General features: G+C 72.3%; 13 protein-coding genes and 1 rRNA gene. 11 read left to right on the plus strand and 3 right to left on the minus strand.

Translation table 11 applies throughout. The features are described from left to right. Positions 1-93, plus strand: a 5S ribosomal RNA gene (rrf, locus tag ACFQ6S_RS42240); the annotation flags it as partial. A 1,289-nt stretch (positions 94-1,382) separates the two neighbouring features. After that, positions 1,383-2,135: a hypothetical protein gene (locus ACFQ6S_RS42245; RefSeq protein WP_383421641.1), complete on the plus strand. Its 753-nt coding sequence runs from the start codon at positions 1,383-1,385 to the stop codon at positions 2,133-2,135. Between the two features lie 55 nt (positions 2,136-2,190). On the opposite strand, the gene ACFQ6S_RS42250 is transcribed toward ACFQ6S_RS42245, so the two are convergent. Continuing rightward, a complete protein-coding gene (locus tag ACFQ6S_RS42250) occupies positions 2,191-3,483 on the minus strand; it encodes a DUF1015 domain-containing protein (protein ID WP_383421493.1) in 1,293 nt (430 codons plus the stop codon). A gap of 72 nt (positions 3,484-3,555) precedes the next feature. On the opposite strand from ACFQ6S_RS42250, the gene ACFQ6S_RS42255 reads away from it, so the two are divergent. The 4 genes from ACFQ6S_RS42255 to ACFQ6S_RS42270 all read left to right on the plus strand — a co-directional run bounded on the left by ACFQ6S_RS42255 (position 3,556) and on the right by ACFQ6S_RS42270 (position 7,675). Beyond that, the gene (locus tag ACFQ6S_RS42255) at positions 3,556-4,584 is read left to right on the plus strand and encodes an HAD hydrolase-like protein (RefSeq protein WP_383421496.1); all 1,029 of its coding nucleotides are present in this window, start codon (positions 3,556-3,558) and stop codon (positions 4,582-4,584) included. A gap of 78 nt (positions 4,585-4,662) precedes the next feature. Continuing rightward, complete coding sequence (locus ACFQ6S_RS42260) at positions 4,663-5,706, plus strand: FecCD family ABC transporter permease (protein ID WP_383421499.1); 1,044 nt, start codon at positions 4,663-4,665, stop codon at positions 5,704-5,706. Between the two features lie 8 nt (positions 5,707-5,714). Then, positions 5,715-6,791, plus strand: coding sequence for a FecCD family ABC transporter permease (locus ACFQ6S_RS42265; RefSeq protein WP_383421644.1), 1,077 nt, complete (start codon positions 5,715-5,717; stop codon positions 6,789-6,791). Beyond that, the gene (locus ACFQ6S_RS42270; protein WP_383421501.1) at positions 6,788-7,675 is read left to right on the plus strand and encodes an ABC transporter ATP-binding protein; all 888 of its coding nucleotides are present in this window, start codon (positions 6,788-6,790) and stop codon (positions 7,673-7,675) included. The genes ACFQ6S_RS42265 and ACFQ6S_RS42270 overlap by 4 nt, the downstream gene beginning before the upstream one ends. Here the strand turns inward: ACFQ6S_RS42270 and ACFQ6S_RS42275 are convergent. Then, entirely contained in the window at positions 7,659-8,006 is a 348-nt protein-coding gene (locus tag ACFQ6S_RS42275; RefSeq protein ID WP_383421505.1) for a sterol-binding protein, read from the minus strand. The two genes, ACFQ6S_RS42270 and ACFQ6S_RS42275, sit on opposite strands and share 17 nt — an antisense overlap. 42 nt (positions 8,007-8,048) lie before the next feature. On the opposite strand from ACFQ6S_RS42275, the gene ACFQ6S_RS42280 reads away from it, so the two are divergent. The 5 genes from ACFQ6S_RS42280 (at position 8,049) to ACFQ6S_RS42300 (ending at position 13,533) form a co-directional block, all read left to right on the plus strand. Then, positions 8,049-8,408: a hypothetical protein gene (locus tag ACFQ6S_RS42280; RefSeq protein ID WP_383421508.1), complete on the plus strand. Its 360-nt coding sequence runs from the start codon at positions 8,049-8,051 to the stop codon at positions 8,406-8,408. Between the two features lie 7 nt (positions 8,409-8,415). Further along, a complete protein-coding gene (locus tag ACFQ6S_RS42285; protein ID WP_383421511.1) occupies positions 8,416-9,231 on the plus strand; it encodes a TlyA family RNA methyltransferase in 816 nt (271 codons plus the stop codon). Continuing rightward, positions 9,228-10,133: an NAD kinase gene (locus ACFQ6S_RS42290; protein ID WP_383421514.1), complete on the plus strand. Its 906-nt coding sequence runs from the start codon at positions 9,228-9,230 to the stop codon at positions 10,131-10,133. The genes ACFQ6S_RS42285 and ACFQ6S_RS42290 overlap by 4 nt, the downstream gene beginning before the upstream one ends. Before the next feature lie 210 nt (positions 10,134-10,343). Beyond that, complete coding sequence (recN, locus tag ACFQ6S_RS42295) at positions 10,344-12,062, plus strand: DNA repair protein RecN (RefSeq protein WP_383421647.1); 1,719 nt, start codon at positions 10,344-10,346, stop codon at positions 12,060-12,062. Between the two features lie 334 nt (positions 12,063-12,396). Then, entirely contained in the window at positions 12,397-13,533 is a 1,137-nt protein-coding gene (locus tag ACFQ6S_RS42300; protein WP_383421517.1) for a glycosyltransferase family 4 protein, read from the plus strand. A gap of 23 nt (positions 13,534-13,556) precedes the next feature. Here ACFQ6S_RS42300 and ACFQ6S_RS42305 read toward each other — a convergent pair whose 3' ends face one another. Then, a complete protein-coding gene (locus ACFQ6S_RS42305) occupies positions 13,557-15,197 on the minus strand; it encodes a PucR family transcriptional regulator (RefSeq protein ID WP_383421521.1) in 1,641 nt (546 codons plus the stop codon). Positions 15,198-15,273 lie beyond the last annotated feature (76 nt).

Below are 15,273 nucleotides of genomic sequence, written 5' to 3' on the forward strand. Positions count from 1 at the left end.
ACGCCCGGTTACATTCCGAACCCGGAAGCTAAGCCTTACAGCGCCGATGGTACTGCAGGGGGGACCCTGTGGGAGAGTAGGACACCGCCGAACAATCTTTGGGAAGGACCCCTGGTCACCAGCGTTCAGCTGGGACCAGGGGTCCTTTCGTTTTTACAATGCTTGTGTACCGAAGACAGGAGTCACCGATGTCCACCAACTCTCCCGACGACCGACCGGAGCGCGACGAGCGTCGACGGGACAGTGGTGACCGCGGCGATCGTGGCAACCGGGGCGACCGCGGCGGGTTCCGTCGCGACAACGACCGCGGTGGCAGCGGCGCAGGCCGTGGTGGGTACCCCCGGCGTGATGACCGTCGTGACGACCGCCGCGGCGATGACCGTGGTGACCGGGGCGACCGCGGTGGCGTCCGTCGTGATGACAACCGTGGTGGTTACGGCCGCCGCGACGATCGACGTGACGACCGCCGCGATGACCGCCGTGACGACCGTCGCGATGACCGACGGGGCGGCGACGACCGAGGGTCTCGGCCGCCCTTCCGGCGCGACGACCGGCCTGCCGGCCCCCGGCGCGACGATCGGGACCGAGGTTTCCGGCGCGACGGTGACCGTCCTGCCTTCCGCCGGGACGACCGAGGCGAGCGCGGGGAGCGTCGGGGCGACGACCGCGGTGGCTTCCGTCGCGACGACAGCCGCAGTGGTTACGGCCGCCGCGATGACCGCCGTGACGACCGCCGTGACGACCGTCGGGGCGATGACCGTGGTCACGCCCGGCGTGACGACCATCGGGGCGATGACCGTGGTCACGCCCGGCGTGACGACCGCCGCGATGGCGGGGACCGTGGCGACCGTGCTGGGTACGTCCGGCGTGACGACCGTGACCGTGGCTTCCGTCGTGACGATCGCGGTGACCGTGGCGGGTTCCGTCGCGACGACAACCGTGGCAGCTACGAGCGCCGTGATGATCGGCGTGATGACCGCCGCAGCGACGACCGTGGCGGGTTCCGTCGTGACGACAACCGTGGCAGCTACGAGCGCCGTGACGACCGGCGTGATGACCGGCGTGATGACCGCCGCAGCGACGACCGTGGCGGGTTCCGCCGTGACGACAACCGTGGCAGCTACGAGCGTCGTGACGACAGCCGTGGTGACCGTGGCGGCTTCCGCCGTGATGACAGCCGTGGCGAGCGCGGTGGGTTCCGTGGGCGCGACGACCGACGGGACGACCGTGGCGGGCGCGGGCCGCGCAGGGACGACCGCGGTGGACGGCCCGGCGGCTTCCGTGGGCGGGATGACCGGCGCGGTGGCGACGACCGGCGCGGCGGTGGCCGGTTCCGTGATGAGCGGGATCGGGACCGTGGTGACCGCGAGCCGATCAAGCGACTGCCGATCCCCGAGGACGTCACGGGCGAAGAGGTCGACAAGGACGTACGGCAGGAGCTGCAGAGTCTGCCGAAGACGCTCGCGGAGGACGTCGCCAGGAACCTGGTGATGGTCGCGCGGCTCATCGACGAGGACCCCGAGGGCGCCTACGGCTACGCCAAGGTGGCCCTGCGGCTGGCGTCGCGTGTCGCCGCCGTACGCGAGGCGGCCGGGTTCGCGGCGTACGCGAACCAGAAGTACGCCGAGGCGCTCGGCGAGTTCCGCGCCGCGCGGCGGATGACCGGGACCGTGGAGCTGTGGCCGCTGATGGCGGACTGCGAGCGTGGGCTCGGGCGGCCCGAGAAGGCGCTCGACATGGCCGGGGCGCCCGACGTGCACAAGCTCGACAAGGCCGGGCAGGTGGAGATGCGGCTGGTCGCGGCCGGCGCCCGGCGTGACATGGGGCAGCTGGAAGCGGCCATCGTAACGCTGCAGAGCCCCGAGCTGGCCTCCAACTCCGTACAGCCGTGGACCGCGCGGTTGCGGTACGCCTACGCCGACGCGCTGCTCGCCGCCGGGCGGCAGGGTGAGGCGCGGGAGTGGTTCGCGAAGGCCGTCGAGGCCGACAAGGACGGCAGCACGGACGCCTCCGACCGGCTCGCCGAGCTGGACGGTGTCGACTTCGTCGACGCCCTCGGCGCGGACGAGGACGAGGACGGTGACAGCAGCGCTGAGCGGGCTCAGGCCGACCCCGAAGAGGGCGACAAGGAGTGAGCCGCGCGTGAAGTGAGGGGCGGGATCCCGGGCCGGGGTCCCGCCCCTTCGGCGTTCAGACGTCCAGTGTGCGAAGGACCAGGCCCGACGCCGGCTTCGGGCCGAACGACGTCGACTTGCGGGGCATCGTGATGCCCTGGCGGGCGAGGTCGCGTACGACGTCCTCGCGGACTGGGTGCATCAGGACGGCCGTACCGCCGTCGCGTTCCGCCTTTCCGACGGTCGCGGCCGTGTCGTGGATGTAGGCGATGCGGGCGGGGTCGTCCTCGGGGATGTGCCAGACGTGGGCGAGGAGGGTGGAGTGCAGGACCGTCGCGTCCAGGGTGCGCCATGCCTCGGGGCGGTCGGCGGGGACCGTGCGGGCGAGGAGGTCCGGGTCCGGGCGGTCGACGAGGTGGAAGGCGCCGTCTCCGGCGAGGAGGTAGGCGTTGCCCTCGCAGGCCGCGTCGGCCAGCGCCTCCAGGGCCTGTGCCAGCGGGACTTCGAGGCGGCTCACGCGGAACAGGCCGTCGAGGGCGGCCACGGCGTCCGGTACCGGCAACGTGTGCAGGAGGCGGTGGATGGCGCGCACGCGCAGGGGGTAGCGGGCCGTGTCGACCAGGAGGACCAGGCCGTAGTCCCAGGGGCTGGGCGAGCTGTGCTCCGCGCGTAGACGGCGATACGTCGCCCACCGATGGTGGCCGTCGGCGATCAGCGCCTGGTGGTGGGTCAGGTCCGACTGGATGCGGGCCAGGTCGGCGCGGTCGGTGATCGCCCACAGCCGGTGGCTGAAGCCGTCCTCCGTGGTGGTCGAGAAGAGCGGTGGCCCTTCGATCGTGCGCTCGATCACGGAGGTCGAGTCGGCCGCCGTTCCGTTGCCGCGGTAGGTCAGGAGCAGGGGTTCGAGGTTCGCGGACGTGGCGCTCATCAGGGCCGCTCTGTCGGCGACCACGTGCGGCATGACGTCCTCGTGCGGCAGGACCAGGCCCTCCGACGGCTCCGACAGGCGCAGGGCGCCGATGACGCCGCGCTGGAGCATGCCCACGCCGTCACTCTGCTCGTAGACGTACAGACCGGGCTCGGGGTCCGTGGTCAGTACGCCTTCGGACAGCCACTGGCGCAGGGTCTTCGCCGCCTGTTCGTTGCGGGCGGCGGGCGTGTCGGCCTGGGGGAGGATCAGGCGGACGATGTTGTGCGGGTCCGCGTCCTGGAGCTGGTGCAGGCCGTCGGGGCGGACGACGACGTCGTACGGAGGGGATGTCACGGCGGCCAGGCTGCCGACCCGGTCGGGGTCGTAGCGAAGTCCTCGGAACGGGGTGAGTTCGAGGCCTCGGCGCGCCGTTGCTTCCGGGTGACCTGCTGTGTTCATCCAGGCATCGTACGGGTGTCAGTGGCATGAGGGATGATCGGGGGAAAGCCGTCGAACGAGGAGCGATGCCAAATGAGCCAGAGCGTCAGGAGGAGGCCCGCGGGCAGTGGCCAGGCCCTGAGCGAGGCGTACGACACGGCGCTGCTCGACCTCGACGGTGTGGTCTACGCGGGCGGCAAGGCGATCGCGCACGCCGTCGATTCTCTCGCGTCCGCGCGCGCGGGCGGGATGCATCTCGCGTACGTCACGAACAACGCTCTGCGGACTCCGGATGTCGTGGCGGCGCATCTGACGGCGCTGGGGATACCCACGGGCGCGGACGACGTGATCACCTCGGCACAGGCGGCCGCCCGGCTGATCAGTGAGCACGTGCCGGAGGGCTCCCGGGTGCTGGTGATCGGCGGGGAGGGGCTGCGGGTCGCGCTGCGGGAGCGCGGGCTGGAGCCCGTGGAGTCGGCGGACGACGATCCGGCGGCGGTCGTGCAGGGCTACGGCGGGCCGGAGCTGGTGTGGGGACGGTTCGCGGAGGCGTGCTACGCCATCGCGCGCGGGGTGCCGTGGTTCGCGTCCAACACCGACCTGACGATTCCCAGCGCGCGGGGCATCGCGCCGGGCAACGGGGCGGCGGTGGAGGTCGTAAGGATCGCCACCGGTGCCGAGCCGCAGGTGGCGGGCAAGCCGTTGCCTCCCATGCACCGGGAGACGATCCTGCGGACCGGTGCCCAGCGGCCGTTGGTGGTCGGGGACCGGCTGGACACCGACATCGAGGGCGCGTTCAACGGGGAGGTCGACTCGCTGCTCGTCCTGACCGGTGTGACCGACGGCGCCCAGTTGCTGGCCGCGCCGCCGCAGCACCGGCCGACCTACGTCGATGCCGATCTGCGGGGGCTGCTCACCGGGCAGCCGGAGGTCACCGGGGAAGGGCAGGGCTTCCGGTGCGGTGGCTGGACGGCGACCGCGCGGGGAGAGCGGCTGGAACTCGACGGTGAGGGGGCGGCTTTGGACGGACTGCGGGCGCTGTGCGCGGCGGCCTGGACGGCGGCCGGGGACGGTTCATGTGCCCTGGACTCGGGAAAGGCGCTGGCGCGGCTGGGTCTGTGAGCAGTCGCACGGCCGCGGAGCGAGGGTGGGCGTGCAGCGGGATCGTGGCTGAATGGGAGGGTAGGCTAACCTAACTGGGTGTTGGTCGACAGTCCTCCCGAACAGCGCGCGGAGTCCCAGTCCGCGCCGCCAACCCGACGGGCGATACGTGCCGTTGGGCTGCTCGTCTCTGTCCTGATCCTGCTGGTCGTGGTGTTGGCCAGTATCGCGATAGGGGCGAAACAGCTGTCCCTGGGGGAGGTCTGGCACGGGCTGTTCGAGAGTTCCGGGACCTACGGCGATGTCGTGGTCGACGACCGGATCTCGCGTACCGTCCTCGGACTGCTCGCCGGCGCCGCGCTCGGTCTCGCCGGAGCCGTGCTCCAGGCGCTCACCCGCAATCCGCTCGCCGATCCCGGGCTGCTCGGCATCAACGCGGGCGCGTCCGCCGCGGTCGTCACCGCCATCACGTTCTTCGGCGTCACCAGCCTGAACGTCTACGTCTGGTTCGCCTTCCTCGGCGCGGCCGCGGTCGGGGCGATGGTCTGGTTCCTCGGTGGCAGCCGGGGCGCCACACCGGTCCGGCTCGCGCTGGCCGGTACGGCGATCAGTGCCGCGCTCTACGGCTATCTCCAGGCCGTGATGATCATGGACGACGCGGCGCTGAACAAGATGCGCTTCTGGACGGTCGGTTCGCTGACCTCGGCGACGGACTCCACCATCAAGCAGGTGCTGCCGTTCCTCGTCGCCGGCATGGTCCTCGCCCTCGCGCTCGCCCGGCCGTTGAACGCCATGGAGATGGGCGACGACACCGCCAAGGCCCTCGGCGCCAACCTGAACCGCACCCGGGTGCTGTCGATGCTCGCGGCCACCGTGCTGTGCGGTGCCGCCACCGCCGCCTGCGGCCCGATCGTGTTCGTCGGCCTCATGGTCCCGCACGTCGTGCGCTCGTTCACCGGCCCCGATCTGCGCTGGATCCTGCCGTACGCGGCCGTCCTGTCGCCGGTGCTGCTGCTCGGTGCCGACGTCCTCGGCCGGATGGTCGCCCGGCCCTCCGAGCTCCAGGTCGGCATCGTCACGGCGATCCTCGGCGGACCGGTCTTCATCTTTCTCGTACGACGGCGGAGGACGGCCCAGCTGTGAGGACCGCAGTGAAGAGCGAAGCGAAGACCGCGGCGCCGAGCGCGCCGAACCGCTCCAACCGTGCCGTGCGGACCCCGGGCGGGCTCTCCGTCCGCCTCGACGTCCGGGCGCTGACCGTCGTCCTGCTGTTGCTGCTCGCCGGGCTCGGCGCGAGCGTGCTGCTGATCGGCACCGGCGACTTCCCGATCAGTGCGGGCGACGTACTCAAGACGCTGTTCGGCGAGGGCAACGCCGGTCAGGAGTTCATCGTCAACGACCTGCGGCTGCCGCGGGTCCTGGTCGGACTCCTCGTCGGTGCCTCGCTCGGCCTGGGCGGGGCGCTGTTCCAGGCGCTGTCCCGCAACCCGCTGGGCAGCCCGGACATCCTCGGCCTCGGACAGGGAGCCACGGCCGGCGCGCTCGTGGTGATCGTGCTGTTCTCCGGGAACGCCCGCGAGGTCACCGCAGGCGCGCTCGTGGGCGGGCTCGCGACCGGTCTCGCCATCTATCTGCTCGCTTGGAAGCGGGGCGTGCACGGATATCGACTGGTCCTGGTCGGCATCGGCATGTCCGCGATCATGACGGCGGTCAACGGCTATCTGCTGACCAAGGCCGACCTGGTCGACGCGGCCCGCGCGGTCGTGTGGATGACCGGCTCGCTCAGCGGCCGCGACTGGGAACAGGTCTGGCCGCTGCTCGCGCTGTGCGCCGTCCTCGTGCCGCTCGTCCTCGCCAACGCGCGCGGGCTCAGGATGATGGAGATGGGCGACGACGTCTCGTACGCCCTGGGGGTGCGCGTCGAACGCGTACGGCTGCTGCTGATGCTGGCCGCCGTGCTGCTCACCGCGGCCGCCACCGCGGCCGCCGGTCCGGTCAGTTTCGTGGCGCTCACCGCCCCGCAGCTCGCCCGGCGCCTGACCCGCTCGCCCGGCCCGAACCTGCTGCCCTCGCTGTGCATGGGCGCCGCCCTCCTCGTCGCCGCCGACTGGATCTCCCAGCGGGTCTTCGGCGCCGACCAGATGCCCGTCGGTGTGGTCACGGGCGTGCTCGGCGGCGTATATCTGCTGTGGCTGCTGGTCACCGAGCGCAAGGCGGGCCGGATATGAGCGCCGCCGGCAGCAAGAACAACGGGCTGAACAACCGAAGGAGCACTGTGAACCGCCTGTCCGCCGACAACGTCACCCTCGCCTACGACCAGCGGGTGATCGCAGAGCAGCTGTCGGTGGAGATACCCGACAACTCCTTCACCGTGATCGTCGGCCCGAACGCGTGCGGCAAGTCCACACTGCTGCGGGCGCTCTCGCGGATGCTCAAGCCCAGCCAGGGCCGGGTTCTGCTGGACGGGCAGGTCATCCAGTCGATGCCGGCCAAGAAGGTCGCGCGCACGCTGGGGCTGCTGCCGCAGTCGTCGATCGCGCCCGACGGGATCACCGTCGCCGACCTGGTCGGCCGTGGCCGGTACCCGCACCAGGGGATCCTGCGCCAGTGGTCGACCGAGGACGAGCGGGTCGTACAGGAGTCGATGCAGCAGACCGGGGTCGCCGAGCTGGCGGATCGCTATGTCGACGAACTGTCCGGCGGCCAGCGTCAGCGGGTGTGGATCGCGATGGCGCTCGCCCAGCAGACACCGCTGCTGCTGCTCGACGAACCGACGACCTACCTCGACATCCAGCACCAGATCGACGTCCTCGACCTGTGCGCCCAACTGCACGAGGAGCAGGGGCGCACCCTGGTCGCGGTGCTGCACGACCTGAACCACGCCGCCCGGTACGCCACCCATCTGATCGCCCTGCGCGGCGGTGCGGTGATCGCCGAGGGCGCGCCCAACGACATCGTCACGGCCGGCCTCGTCGAAGAAGTCTTCGGGCTGCGCTGCCAGGTCATCGACGACCCGGAGACGGGCACCCCGCTGGTGGTGCCGGCGGCGCGGAAGGCGCGCGTCGGGGACAGGGACGATGCCAAGCAGGTGGCGGCTACAGAAGCTTCCTGAGGAGCAGCAGGTCGCGCACGCCCGCGTGCAGCTTCACCCGGCCGGAACCCCACGCCTTGGCGAAGCTCAGCTCGCCGCCGACCAGGGAGACCAGGTCGGCGCCGGTCATGCTCAGTCTGATCTGGGCCTTCTCGCGCGGTGGGCCCTGGAACGTGTCGTGCACGTGGATCCGGCCGCCCGCCATGCGGCCGGCGAACGTGACGTCCAGGTCGGTGATGTGACAGCTCACCGAGCGGTCCAGGGCCGCGGCCGCCCGGGTGTCCCCTTCGGCGCGCTGCATGTTGTCCGAGAGCTTTTCGAGTGCGGCGCGGCACTCCTCAATCGTGGCCATCGCGATCGACGGTACCCCAGCGGTTCGGGGTAGCGTCTGGGCATGAGCGACACGGTTCCGGAGACGGAGATCCCGGTGGAGGAGACCGCGGACGAGTACGCGGTCGAAGCGGCCGAACCCGAGCACGATCCCGCCGCCCCCGCCCCGCTGAACGTCCCCCGCACCCCCACCGGCAACGCCGACGTCGACGCCCAGCTGGAGCGGCTCGGCGACGCCGACCACCTCGCCACGGACGGGCACCTCGAGGTGTACGAGGATGTACACCGGGGGCTGCGCGAAGCGCTCACCGCGCTCGACGCCCGCCCGGGACCTCCGGCGCCCCCGCCCGCCCGTCACCCGACCACCACCCCTCAACGAGGCCCTTCGGGCCACCTTTCTAGTCAGTACGGGAACAGGAGCTGAACCGAACGTGGCAGGAGTCGCACGCCGCCGTCTCGACGCGGAGCTGGTCCGCCGGAAGCTCGCGCGTTCGCGTGAGCACGCCAGCCAGCTGATCGCCGCCGGGCGGGTGACCGTGGGCAAGACCGTCGCGACCAAGCCGGCCACCCAGGTGGAGACCGCGGCGGCGATCGTGGTCCAGACCGACGGCAGCGATCCCGCATACGTCTCGCGCGGCGGGCACAAGCTCGCGGGTGCGCTGGAGGTCTTCGTGCCCCAGGGCCTGGCGGTGGAAGGGCGGCGGGCGCTGGACGCCGGGGCGTCCACGGGCGGCTTCACCGACGTTCTGCTGCGGGCGGGGGCCGCGCAGGTCGTCGCCGTCGACGTCGGATACGGACAACTCGCCTGGACTCTCCAAAGCGATGAACGCGTCACCGTCAAGGACCGTACGAACGTACGCGAGTTGACGCTCGAAGCGATCGATGGGGAACCTGTGGATCTTGTCGTGGGGGATCTGTCCTTCATCCCGCTCGGACTGGTGCTGCCCGCCCTGGTGCGGTGCGTGAAACCGGACGCCGATCTGGTGATGATGGTCAAGCCGCAGTTCGAGGTGGGGAAGGAACGGCTGGGCAGCGGGGGAGTCGTACGGAGTTCGCAGCTGCGGGCGGAGGCCGTGCGCGGAGTTGCCGAGAAGGCGTGGGAACTCGGGCTCGGGGTGAACGGGGTCACGGCGAGTCCGTTGCCCGGACCCTCGGGGAATGTCGAGTACTTTCTGTGGCTGCGTGCCGGGGCGCCCGCCCTGGACCCGGCCGACGTTGATCGTGCAGTGGCGGAGGGGCCGCGTTGATGCAGAACCTGACTCGTACTGTTTTTCTCCTCGCCCACACGGGCCGGCCCGCGGCCATTCGCAGCGCCGAGCTCGTGGTGAAGGGGCTGCTGCGGGAGGGCATCGGGGTGCGCGTCCTGGAGTACGAGGCCGCCGACCTGCCGCTGCCGGACGAGGTCGACCTGGTCAAGGAGGCGACTCCGCAGTGCCTCGACGGGTGCGAGCTGCTCATCGTGCTCGGCGGTGACGGGACGCTGCTGCGGGGCGCCGAGTTCGCGCGGGCGTCCGGAGTGCCGATGCTGGGTGTCAACCTCGGGCGGGTCGGGTTCCTGGCGGAGGCCGAGCGGGACGACCTCGACAAGGTTGTCGACCGGGTCGTGACCAAGGCGTACGAGGTCGAGGAGCGGATGACCGTCGATGTCGTCGTGCATCAGAACGGCGACATCGTGCACACGGACTGGGCGCTGAACGAGGCGGCCGTGCAGAAGGCCGGGGCGGAGAAGCTCCTCGAGGTCGTGCTGGAGATCGACGGGCGGCCGGTGACCGGATTCGGGTGCGACGGCATCGTGCTGTCCACGCCCACCGGGTCCACGGCCTACGCCTTCTCCGCGGGTGGGCCTGTGGTGTGGCCCGAGGTCGAGGCGCTGCTGATGGTGCCGATCAGTGCGCACGCGCTGTTCGCGAAGCCGTTGGTGACGTCGCCGGACTCCGTGCTCGCGGTGGAGGTTCTGCCGCATGTCCCGCCGGGGGTTCTGTGGTGTGACGGGCGGCGGACCGTCGAGTTGCCGCCGGGGGCGCGGGTGGAGGTTCGGCGGGGGGCTGTGCCGGTGCGGTTGGCTCGGCTGCATCATGCGTCGTTCACTGACCGGCTCGTGGCGAAGTTCGCGTTGCCGGTTTCCGGGTGGCGAGGAGCGCCTCATTAGCGGTTCGTAGGGGATTGTGGGGGACTCACGGCGGCTGCGGGTCCGTTGTGGCTGGTCGCGCGGTTCCCCGCGCCCCTGGGTATCTCCACTCGCCCGAGTGACAATGTGCGGTCGATCCACATTCGTCACCTGGACCTTCACATGACTGGGACCGGGGGGCGTCGCATCCCCGGTACCCGACCTCGTAAGGTCGTGTCCGTGTTGGAGGAGATGCGGATACGGTCGCTCGGAGTCATCGACGACGCGGTCGTCGAACTGTCGCCGGGGTTCACCGCCGTCACGGGTGAGACGGGTGCGGGCAAGACCATGGTGGTCACCAGCCTCGGGCTGTTGCTCGGTGGGCGGGCGGACCCGGCACTCGTGCGGATCGGGGCCGAGAAGGCGGTCGTGGAGGGGCGGATCACCGTTCCCGCGGGCACCTCGGCCGTTGTACGGGCCGAGGAGGCCGGGGCCGAGCTCGACGACGGGGCGTTGCTGATCAGCCGTACCGTTTCCGCCGAGGGACGGTCGCGGGCGCATCTGGGCGGGCGCAGCGTGCCCGTGGGGATGCTGGCCGAGCTCGCCGACGAGCTGGTGGCCGTGCACGGGCAGACCGATCAGCAGGGGTTGCTGAAGCTGTCCCGGCAGCGGCAGGCGCTCGACCGGTACGCCGGTGACGCCGTCGCCGTGCCGCTCGCCAAGTACGGCGAGGCGTACCGGCGGCTGCGGGCGGCCTCCGTGGAGCTGGAGGAGATCGTCACGCGCGCGCGTGAGCGGGCTCAGGAAGCCGACATGCTGCGCTTCGGGCTCGACGAGATCGCGGGGGTCGAGCCGCGCTCCGGTGAGGACGTGGAACTCGCGGAGGAGGCCGAGCGGCTGGGGCACGCCGAGGCGCTGTCGTCCGCTGCCACGGCCGCTCACGCCGCCCTCGCCGGCAACCCGGAGGACCCCGAGGGCATCGACGCGGCCACGCTCGTCGCGGGCGGGCAGCGGGCCCTGGACGCTGTGCGCTCCTACGACCCGGCACTGGCCGCGCTGGCCGACCGGATCGGGGAGATCGGGATCCTGCTGGGCGATGTCGCCGGGGAGTTGGCGGGGTACGCCGACGACCTGGACGCCGATCCGCTGCGGCTCGCGGCCGTCGAGGAGCGGCGGGCCGCGCTGAACGCGCTCACCCGGAAGTACGGCGAGGACGTCGCCGCCGTGCTCGCCTGGGCCGAAGAGGGCAGCGCGCGGCTGACCGAGCTGGACAGCGACGACGACCGGATCGACGAGCTGACCGCCGAGCGGGACGCGCTGCGGACCGAGCTGGGCGGGCTGGCGCAGGCGTTGACCGACGCGCGCGCGGAGGCCGCGGAGAGGTTCGCGGCGGCGGTGACCGCGGAGCTGGCGTCGCTGGCGATGCCGCACGCGCGCGTGTCCTTCGCCATCCGGCAGACCGAGGACCCGGACGGTGTGGAGGTGGGCGGTCGCCCGGTCGCCTACGGACCGTCGGGTGTGGACGAGGTCGAGCTGCTGCTCGCCCCGCACCCGGGTGCGCCGCCCCGGCCGATCGCCAAGGGCGCGTCGGGCGGTGAGCTCTCGCGCGTGATGCTCGCCGTCGAGGTCGTGTTCGCCGGGACCGACCCTGTGCCGACCTATCTCTTCGACGAGGTCGACGCCGGCGTCGGCGGCAAGGCGGCCGTGGAGATCGGGCGGCGGCTGGCCCGGCTGGCCAAGTCCGCCCAGGTCGTCGTGGTGACCCACCTGCCGCAGGTCGCCGCCTTCGCCGACCGGCAGTTGCTCGTCGAGAAGACCAACGACGGCTCGGTCACCCGCTCCGGCGTCAAGGTCCTGGAGGGCGAGGAACGGATCCGGGAGCTGTCCCGGATGCTTGCCGGCCAGGAGGACTCGGAGACCGCGCGGGCGCACGCGGAGGAACTGCTGGCGACGGCTCGGGCGGACGTGTAGTCGGCGCCGGGGCCTCCGGGGGTGTCGGGGGCGGTGGAACTCGGGCGGGCGGGGCGGGGAGTTGTGCGTTCGGGTGACGTGTCGGGGCCGGCCGGGTGTCCGCCACGTGCGCGTGTTCGTGCACCACCGTCACCGCGAATCACTCGTGCAGGTGACTCGGGCCGCCGCGTTGCCCGGCCTCCGCGATCCCGTCGGTCCCGGAACGCCCGTGCGTCCTGGCATCCTTGGCGTAAGCACGTCGTACGCGTAGGGATCCTCGCGGTACACCCCCTCCGCCCGATCCTTCTGTACTTTCTTCGTGACCGCCCCACCCACCACCAGGAGCCCCGGCCACGTGACCCCCGTGAGCAGCCACTCACCGCACGGCCAGTCGTCGCTGCGCACCGTGCAGGTGCTGGGCGGCGGCAACGCCGGCAGCAGCGCGCATGTGCGATCGCTGGCCTCGGGGCTGGTCGCGCGGGGTGTGCGGGTCACGGTGTGCGCTCCTGTCGAGGCCGATCGAACCTACGACTTCAGCGGAGCCGGCGCCGAGCACGTACACGTGCCGCGCAGTAGCGATCCCGCCTCCGTGGCCGCCCTGCGAGCCGTGTGCGCGGACGCCGACCTGGTGCACGCGCACGGACTGCACGCCTCCTTCCGCGCGGTGCTCGCGCTGAGCGGGCGGCGCACCCCGCTTGTGGTGACGTGGCACGACCGGGCGCACGCCGAGGGCGCCCGCGCCCATCTGGTACGGCTGTTGGAGCGACGGGTCGTCAAGGCCGCCGCCGTCGTCCTCGGGACCACCTCGGCCCTGGTCGACCGGGCCCGCCGCACCGGCGCACGGGACGCGCGGCTCGCCGCCGTGGCGTTGCCCGGCCGGCGCCGCCCCGTCGAGAAGGACGACCCCGACCGGCGGCGGCCCAAGGTGCGCGCCGAACTCGGGGCCACCGGGCGGTCGTTGCTGATCGCCGTCGGCTCGCTGGAGCGGCATCGCGGCTACGACATACTGCTGGACGCCTCGCGCGCGTGGCGGCGGCTCGATCCCGCGCCGTTGGTCGTGATCGCGGGCGAGGGCGCGATGCGGGCCGAACTGCAGCGCCGTATCGAGGACGAAGAGCTGCCCGTGCGGCTCATCGGACGGCGCGACGACGTCGCCGAGCTGCTCGCCGCCGCCGACATCGCCCTGCTGCCCAGCAGTTGGGAGTCGCGGTCCGTCCTGGCCCAGGAGGCCCTCCACGCGCGTGTGCCGCTCATCGCCACCGACGTCGGCGGCATGCAGGAACTCGTCGGCGACGCGGCCGAGCTCGTCCCGTACGGCGACCCGGACGCCCTCGCCGACGCCGTCGTGGGACTGCTCGCCGATCCCGAGCGGCAGGACGTGCTCAGGGAGCGGGGCGTACGGCAGGCGGCCACGTGGCCGAGCGAGGACGAGACCGTGGCCCAAGTGCTGAGCGTCTACGACGAGTTGACGCAGCCCCGGCCCATGATCTAGACGAATGGGTGCCGGCGGGCCGGCTAGGCGACATGCCTGCGCGCCCGCAGCGCCAGGCTCAACGCCAGTACCGTCTGCGGGTCGTCGAGGTCGGTGCCGAGCAACTCGCCGATGCGGGCGAGGCGGTTGTAGAGCGTCTGCCGGTTGAGGTGCAGCTCGCGTGCCGTCTCCGCCTTGCGGCCGGCGTGCGCCAAGTAGGTCTCCAGCGTGGGCAGCAGGGGTGGCCTGGAGCGGTCGTCGTGCTCGCGCAGGGGGCCGATCGCGCGGTCCACGAAGGCCGCGAGGTCGGGGTGGTCGCGCAGCCGCCACAGCAGGAGGTCGATGTCCAGGCGGCGGGCGTCGTACCAGGGGCGGTCGGTCAGGCCCTGTGCCGCCGTGGCCGTCTCCGCCGCGTGCCTGAGGCTCGCCGAGGCCGCCGCCCAGCCGCCCGCGACCCCGACGACCACCACCGGCGGCCGCGCCCCGGGCCGCTGGATCCCGGCCCGCTCCACGCCCGCCCGCAGTGCCGCCGCGACCTTGTCCGCGACCGTCGAACGCTCCGCCTCCGCACGCAGGCCCAGCAGCACCGGGACCCGGCCCTCCACGGGTCGTACGCCCAACAGCACCGGCACCCCCATCGAGGCGAGCTCCTCCCCGACGGCGCGCGCCAGCACCGCCCAGCCGCCCGGGGCCGGCCCGTCTCCGAGCCGCATCACGACCGGCAGCAGCGGGCCTTCACCCGGCTTGAAGCCCAGTACGCGCGCCTGCGCGGGGGCGTCCTCGGCCGCGATACGGCCCTCCGCGAGATCGGTCAGGAAGTCACCGCGGCCGCGTGCCGCCAGCTCCTCCTCCTGGCGTGCCTGCATCAGCACCACCGCGAGGATGCCCGCGGCCCGTTCGGCGGCGATCCGGTGCACGGGCGCGAGCGGGCCCAGCACCGGCAGCAGGACGAGCCGGGCCCGGACCGAGGCGGTTCCCCGGCCGCCGCCCGGCACGTCCACCAGCACCGACCCCGCGGGCGGCGGCGCGTCCTTGTGCGGCCCCCGCAGCCCCTCCCACACCTGCAACGGGTCCGTGCCCTCGGGGCCCGCCCCGGCGGCGTACAGCAGCCTGCCGTCCGTCGTCTCCAGGAAGACCGGGTTGTCGCTGAAGTCCGCCAGGATGCCCAGCACCTGGGGGACTCCGCCGCCGCCGAGCAGGGCCTCGGTGCAGCGGCGGTGCACCTCCTCCGCCCGTTGCAGCAGCGCGTAGTGGCCGTTGACGATCTCGGTGTGGATCTCCTCGGTGACCGTCACGAACGGGACCTGTCGATGCAGCTGGACCAGCGGCAGCCCGGCCGAGCGTGCCGTGTCGACCAGCGCCGCGGGCAGCCGCGTGAAGCGGGTGCCGAGCTCGATGACCAGGGCCGCGATGCCGCGCTCGGCCAGGGTGCGCACGAACGCGCGCTGGTCCGCCGGGCGGTTGCCGAGGCCGTATCCCGTGGTCAGCAGCAGTTCCCCGCCCTTCAGCAGGGACGCGATGTTGGGCACCTCGCCCGCATGCACCCAGCGCACGGTCCGGCCCAGCCGTTCGGCGCCCGCGAGGATCTCGGGCAGCCCGCTGCGCAGGCCGGGCAGCTCCAGCGCCCGCCGGACGGTGATCCCGGCGCCGTGGGTGTCGAATCCGCTGTTCATGCCGCTGTCCATGAGCCGGACGCTACCGGTGCGCGGGCTTCCCCGACATCTCCGAACGCGTTCATGGAAGCGGGGGCCGGGGTAGCCG

Origin of the sequence: Streptomyces sp. NPDC056479, from assembly GCF_042795335.1 — a bacterium.
Lineage (GTDB): Bacteria > Actinomycetota > Actinomycetes > Streptomycetales > Streptomycetaceae > Streptomyces.

What these genes read in the sequence shown, in the direction of transcription:
- ACFQ6S_RS42250 (WP_383421493.1), bottom strand. Translation starts at nt 3,483, where the DNA reads ATGAACACAGCAGGTCACCCGGAAGCAACGGCGCGCCGAGGCCTCGAA.
- ACFQ6S_RS42255 (WP_383421496.1), top strand. Translation starts at nt 3,556, where the DNA reads ATGAGCCAGAGCGTCAGGAGGAGGCCCGCGGGCAGTGGCCAGGCCCTG.
- ACFQ6S_RS42270 (WP_383421501.1), top strand. Translation starts at nt 6,788, where the DNA reads ATGAGCGCCGCCGGCAGCAAGAACAACGGGCTGAACAACCGAAGGAGC.
- ACFQ6S_RS42275 (WP_383421505.1), bottom strand. Translation starts at nt 8,006, where the DNA reads ATGGCCACGATTGAGGAGTGCCGCGCCGCACTCGAAAAGCTCTCGGAC.
- ACFQ6S_RS42280 (WP_383421508.1), top strand. Translation starts at nt 8,049, where the DNA reads ATGAGCGACACGGTTCCGGAGACGGAGATCCCGGTGGAGGAGACCGCG.
- recN (WP_383421647.1), top strand. Translation starts at nt 10,344, where the DNA reads ATGCGGATACGGTCGCTCGGAGTCATCGACGACGCGGTCGTCGAACTG.
- ACFQ6S_RS42305 (WP_383421521.1), bottom strand. Translation starts at nt 15,197, where the DNA reads ATGGACAGCGGCATGAACAGCGGATTCGACACCCACGGCGCCGGGATC.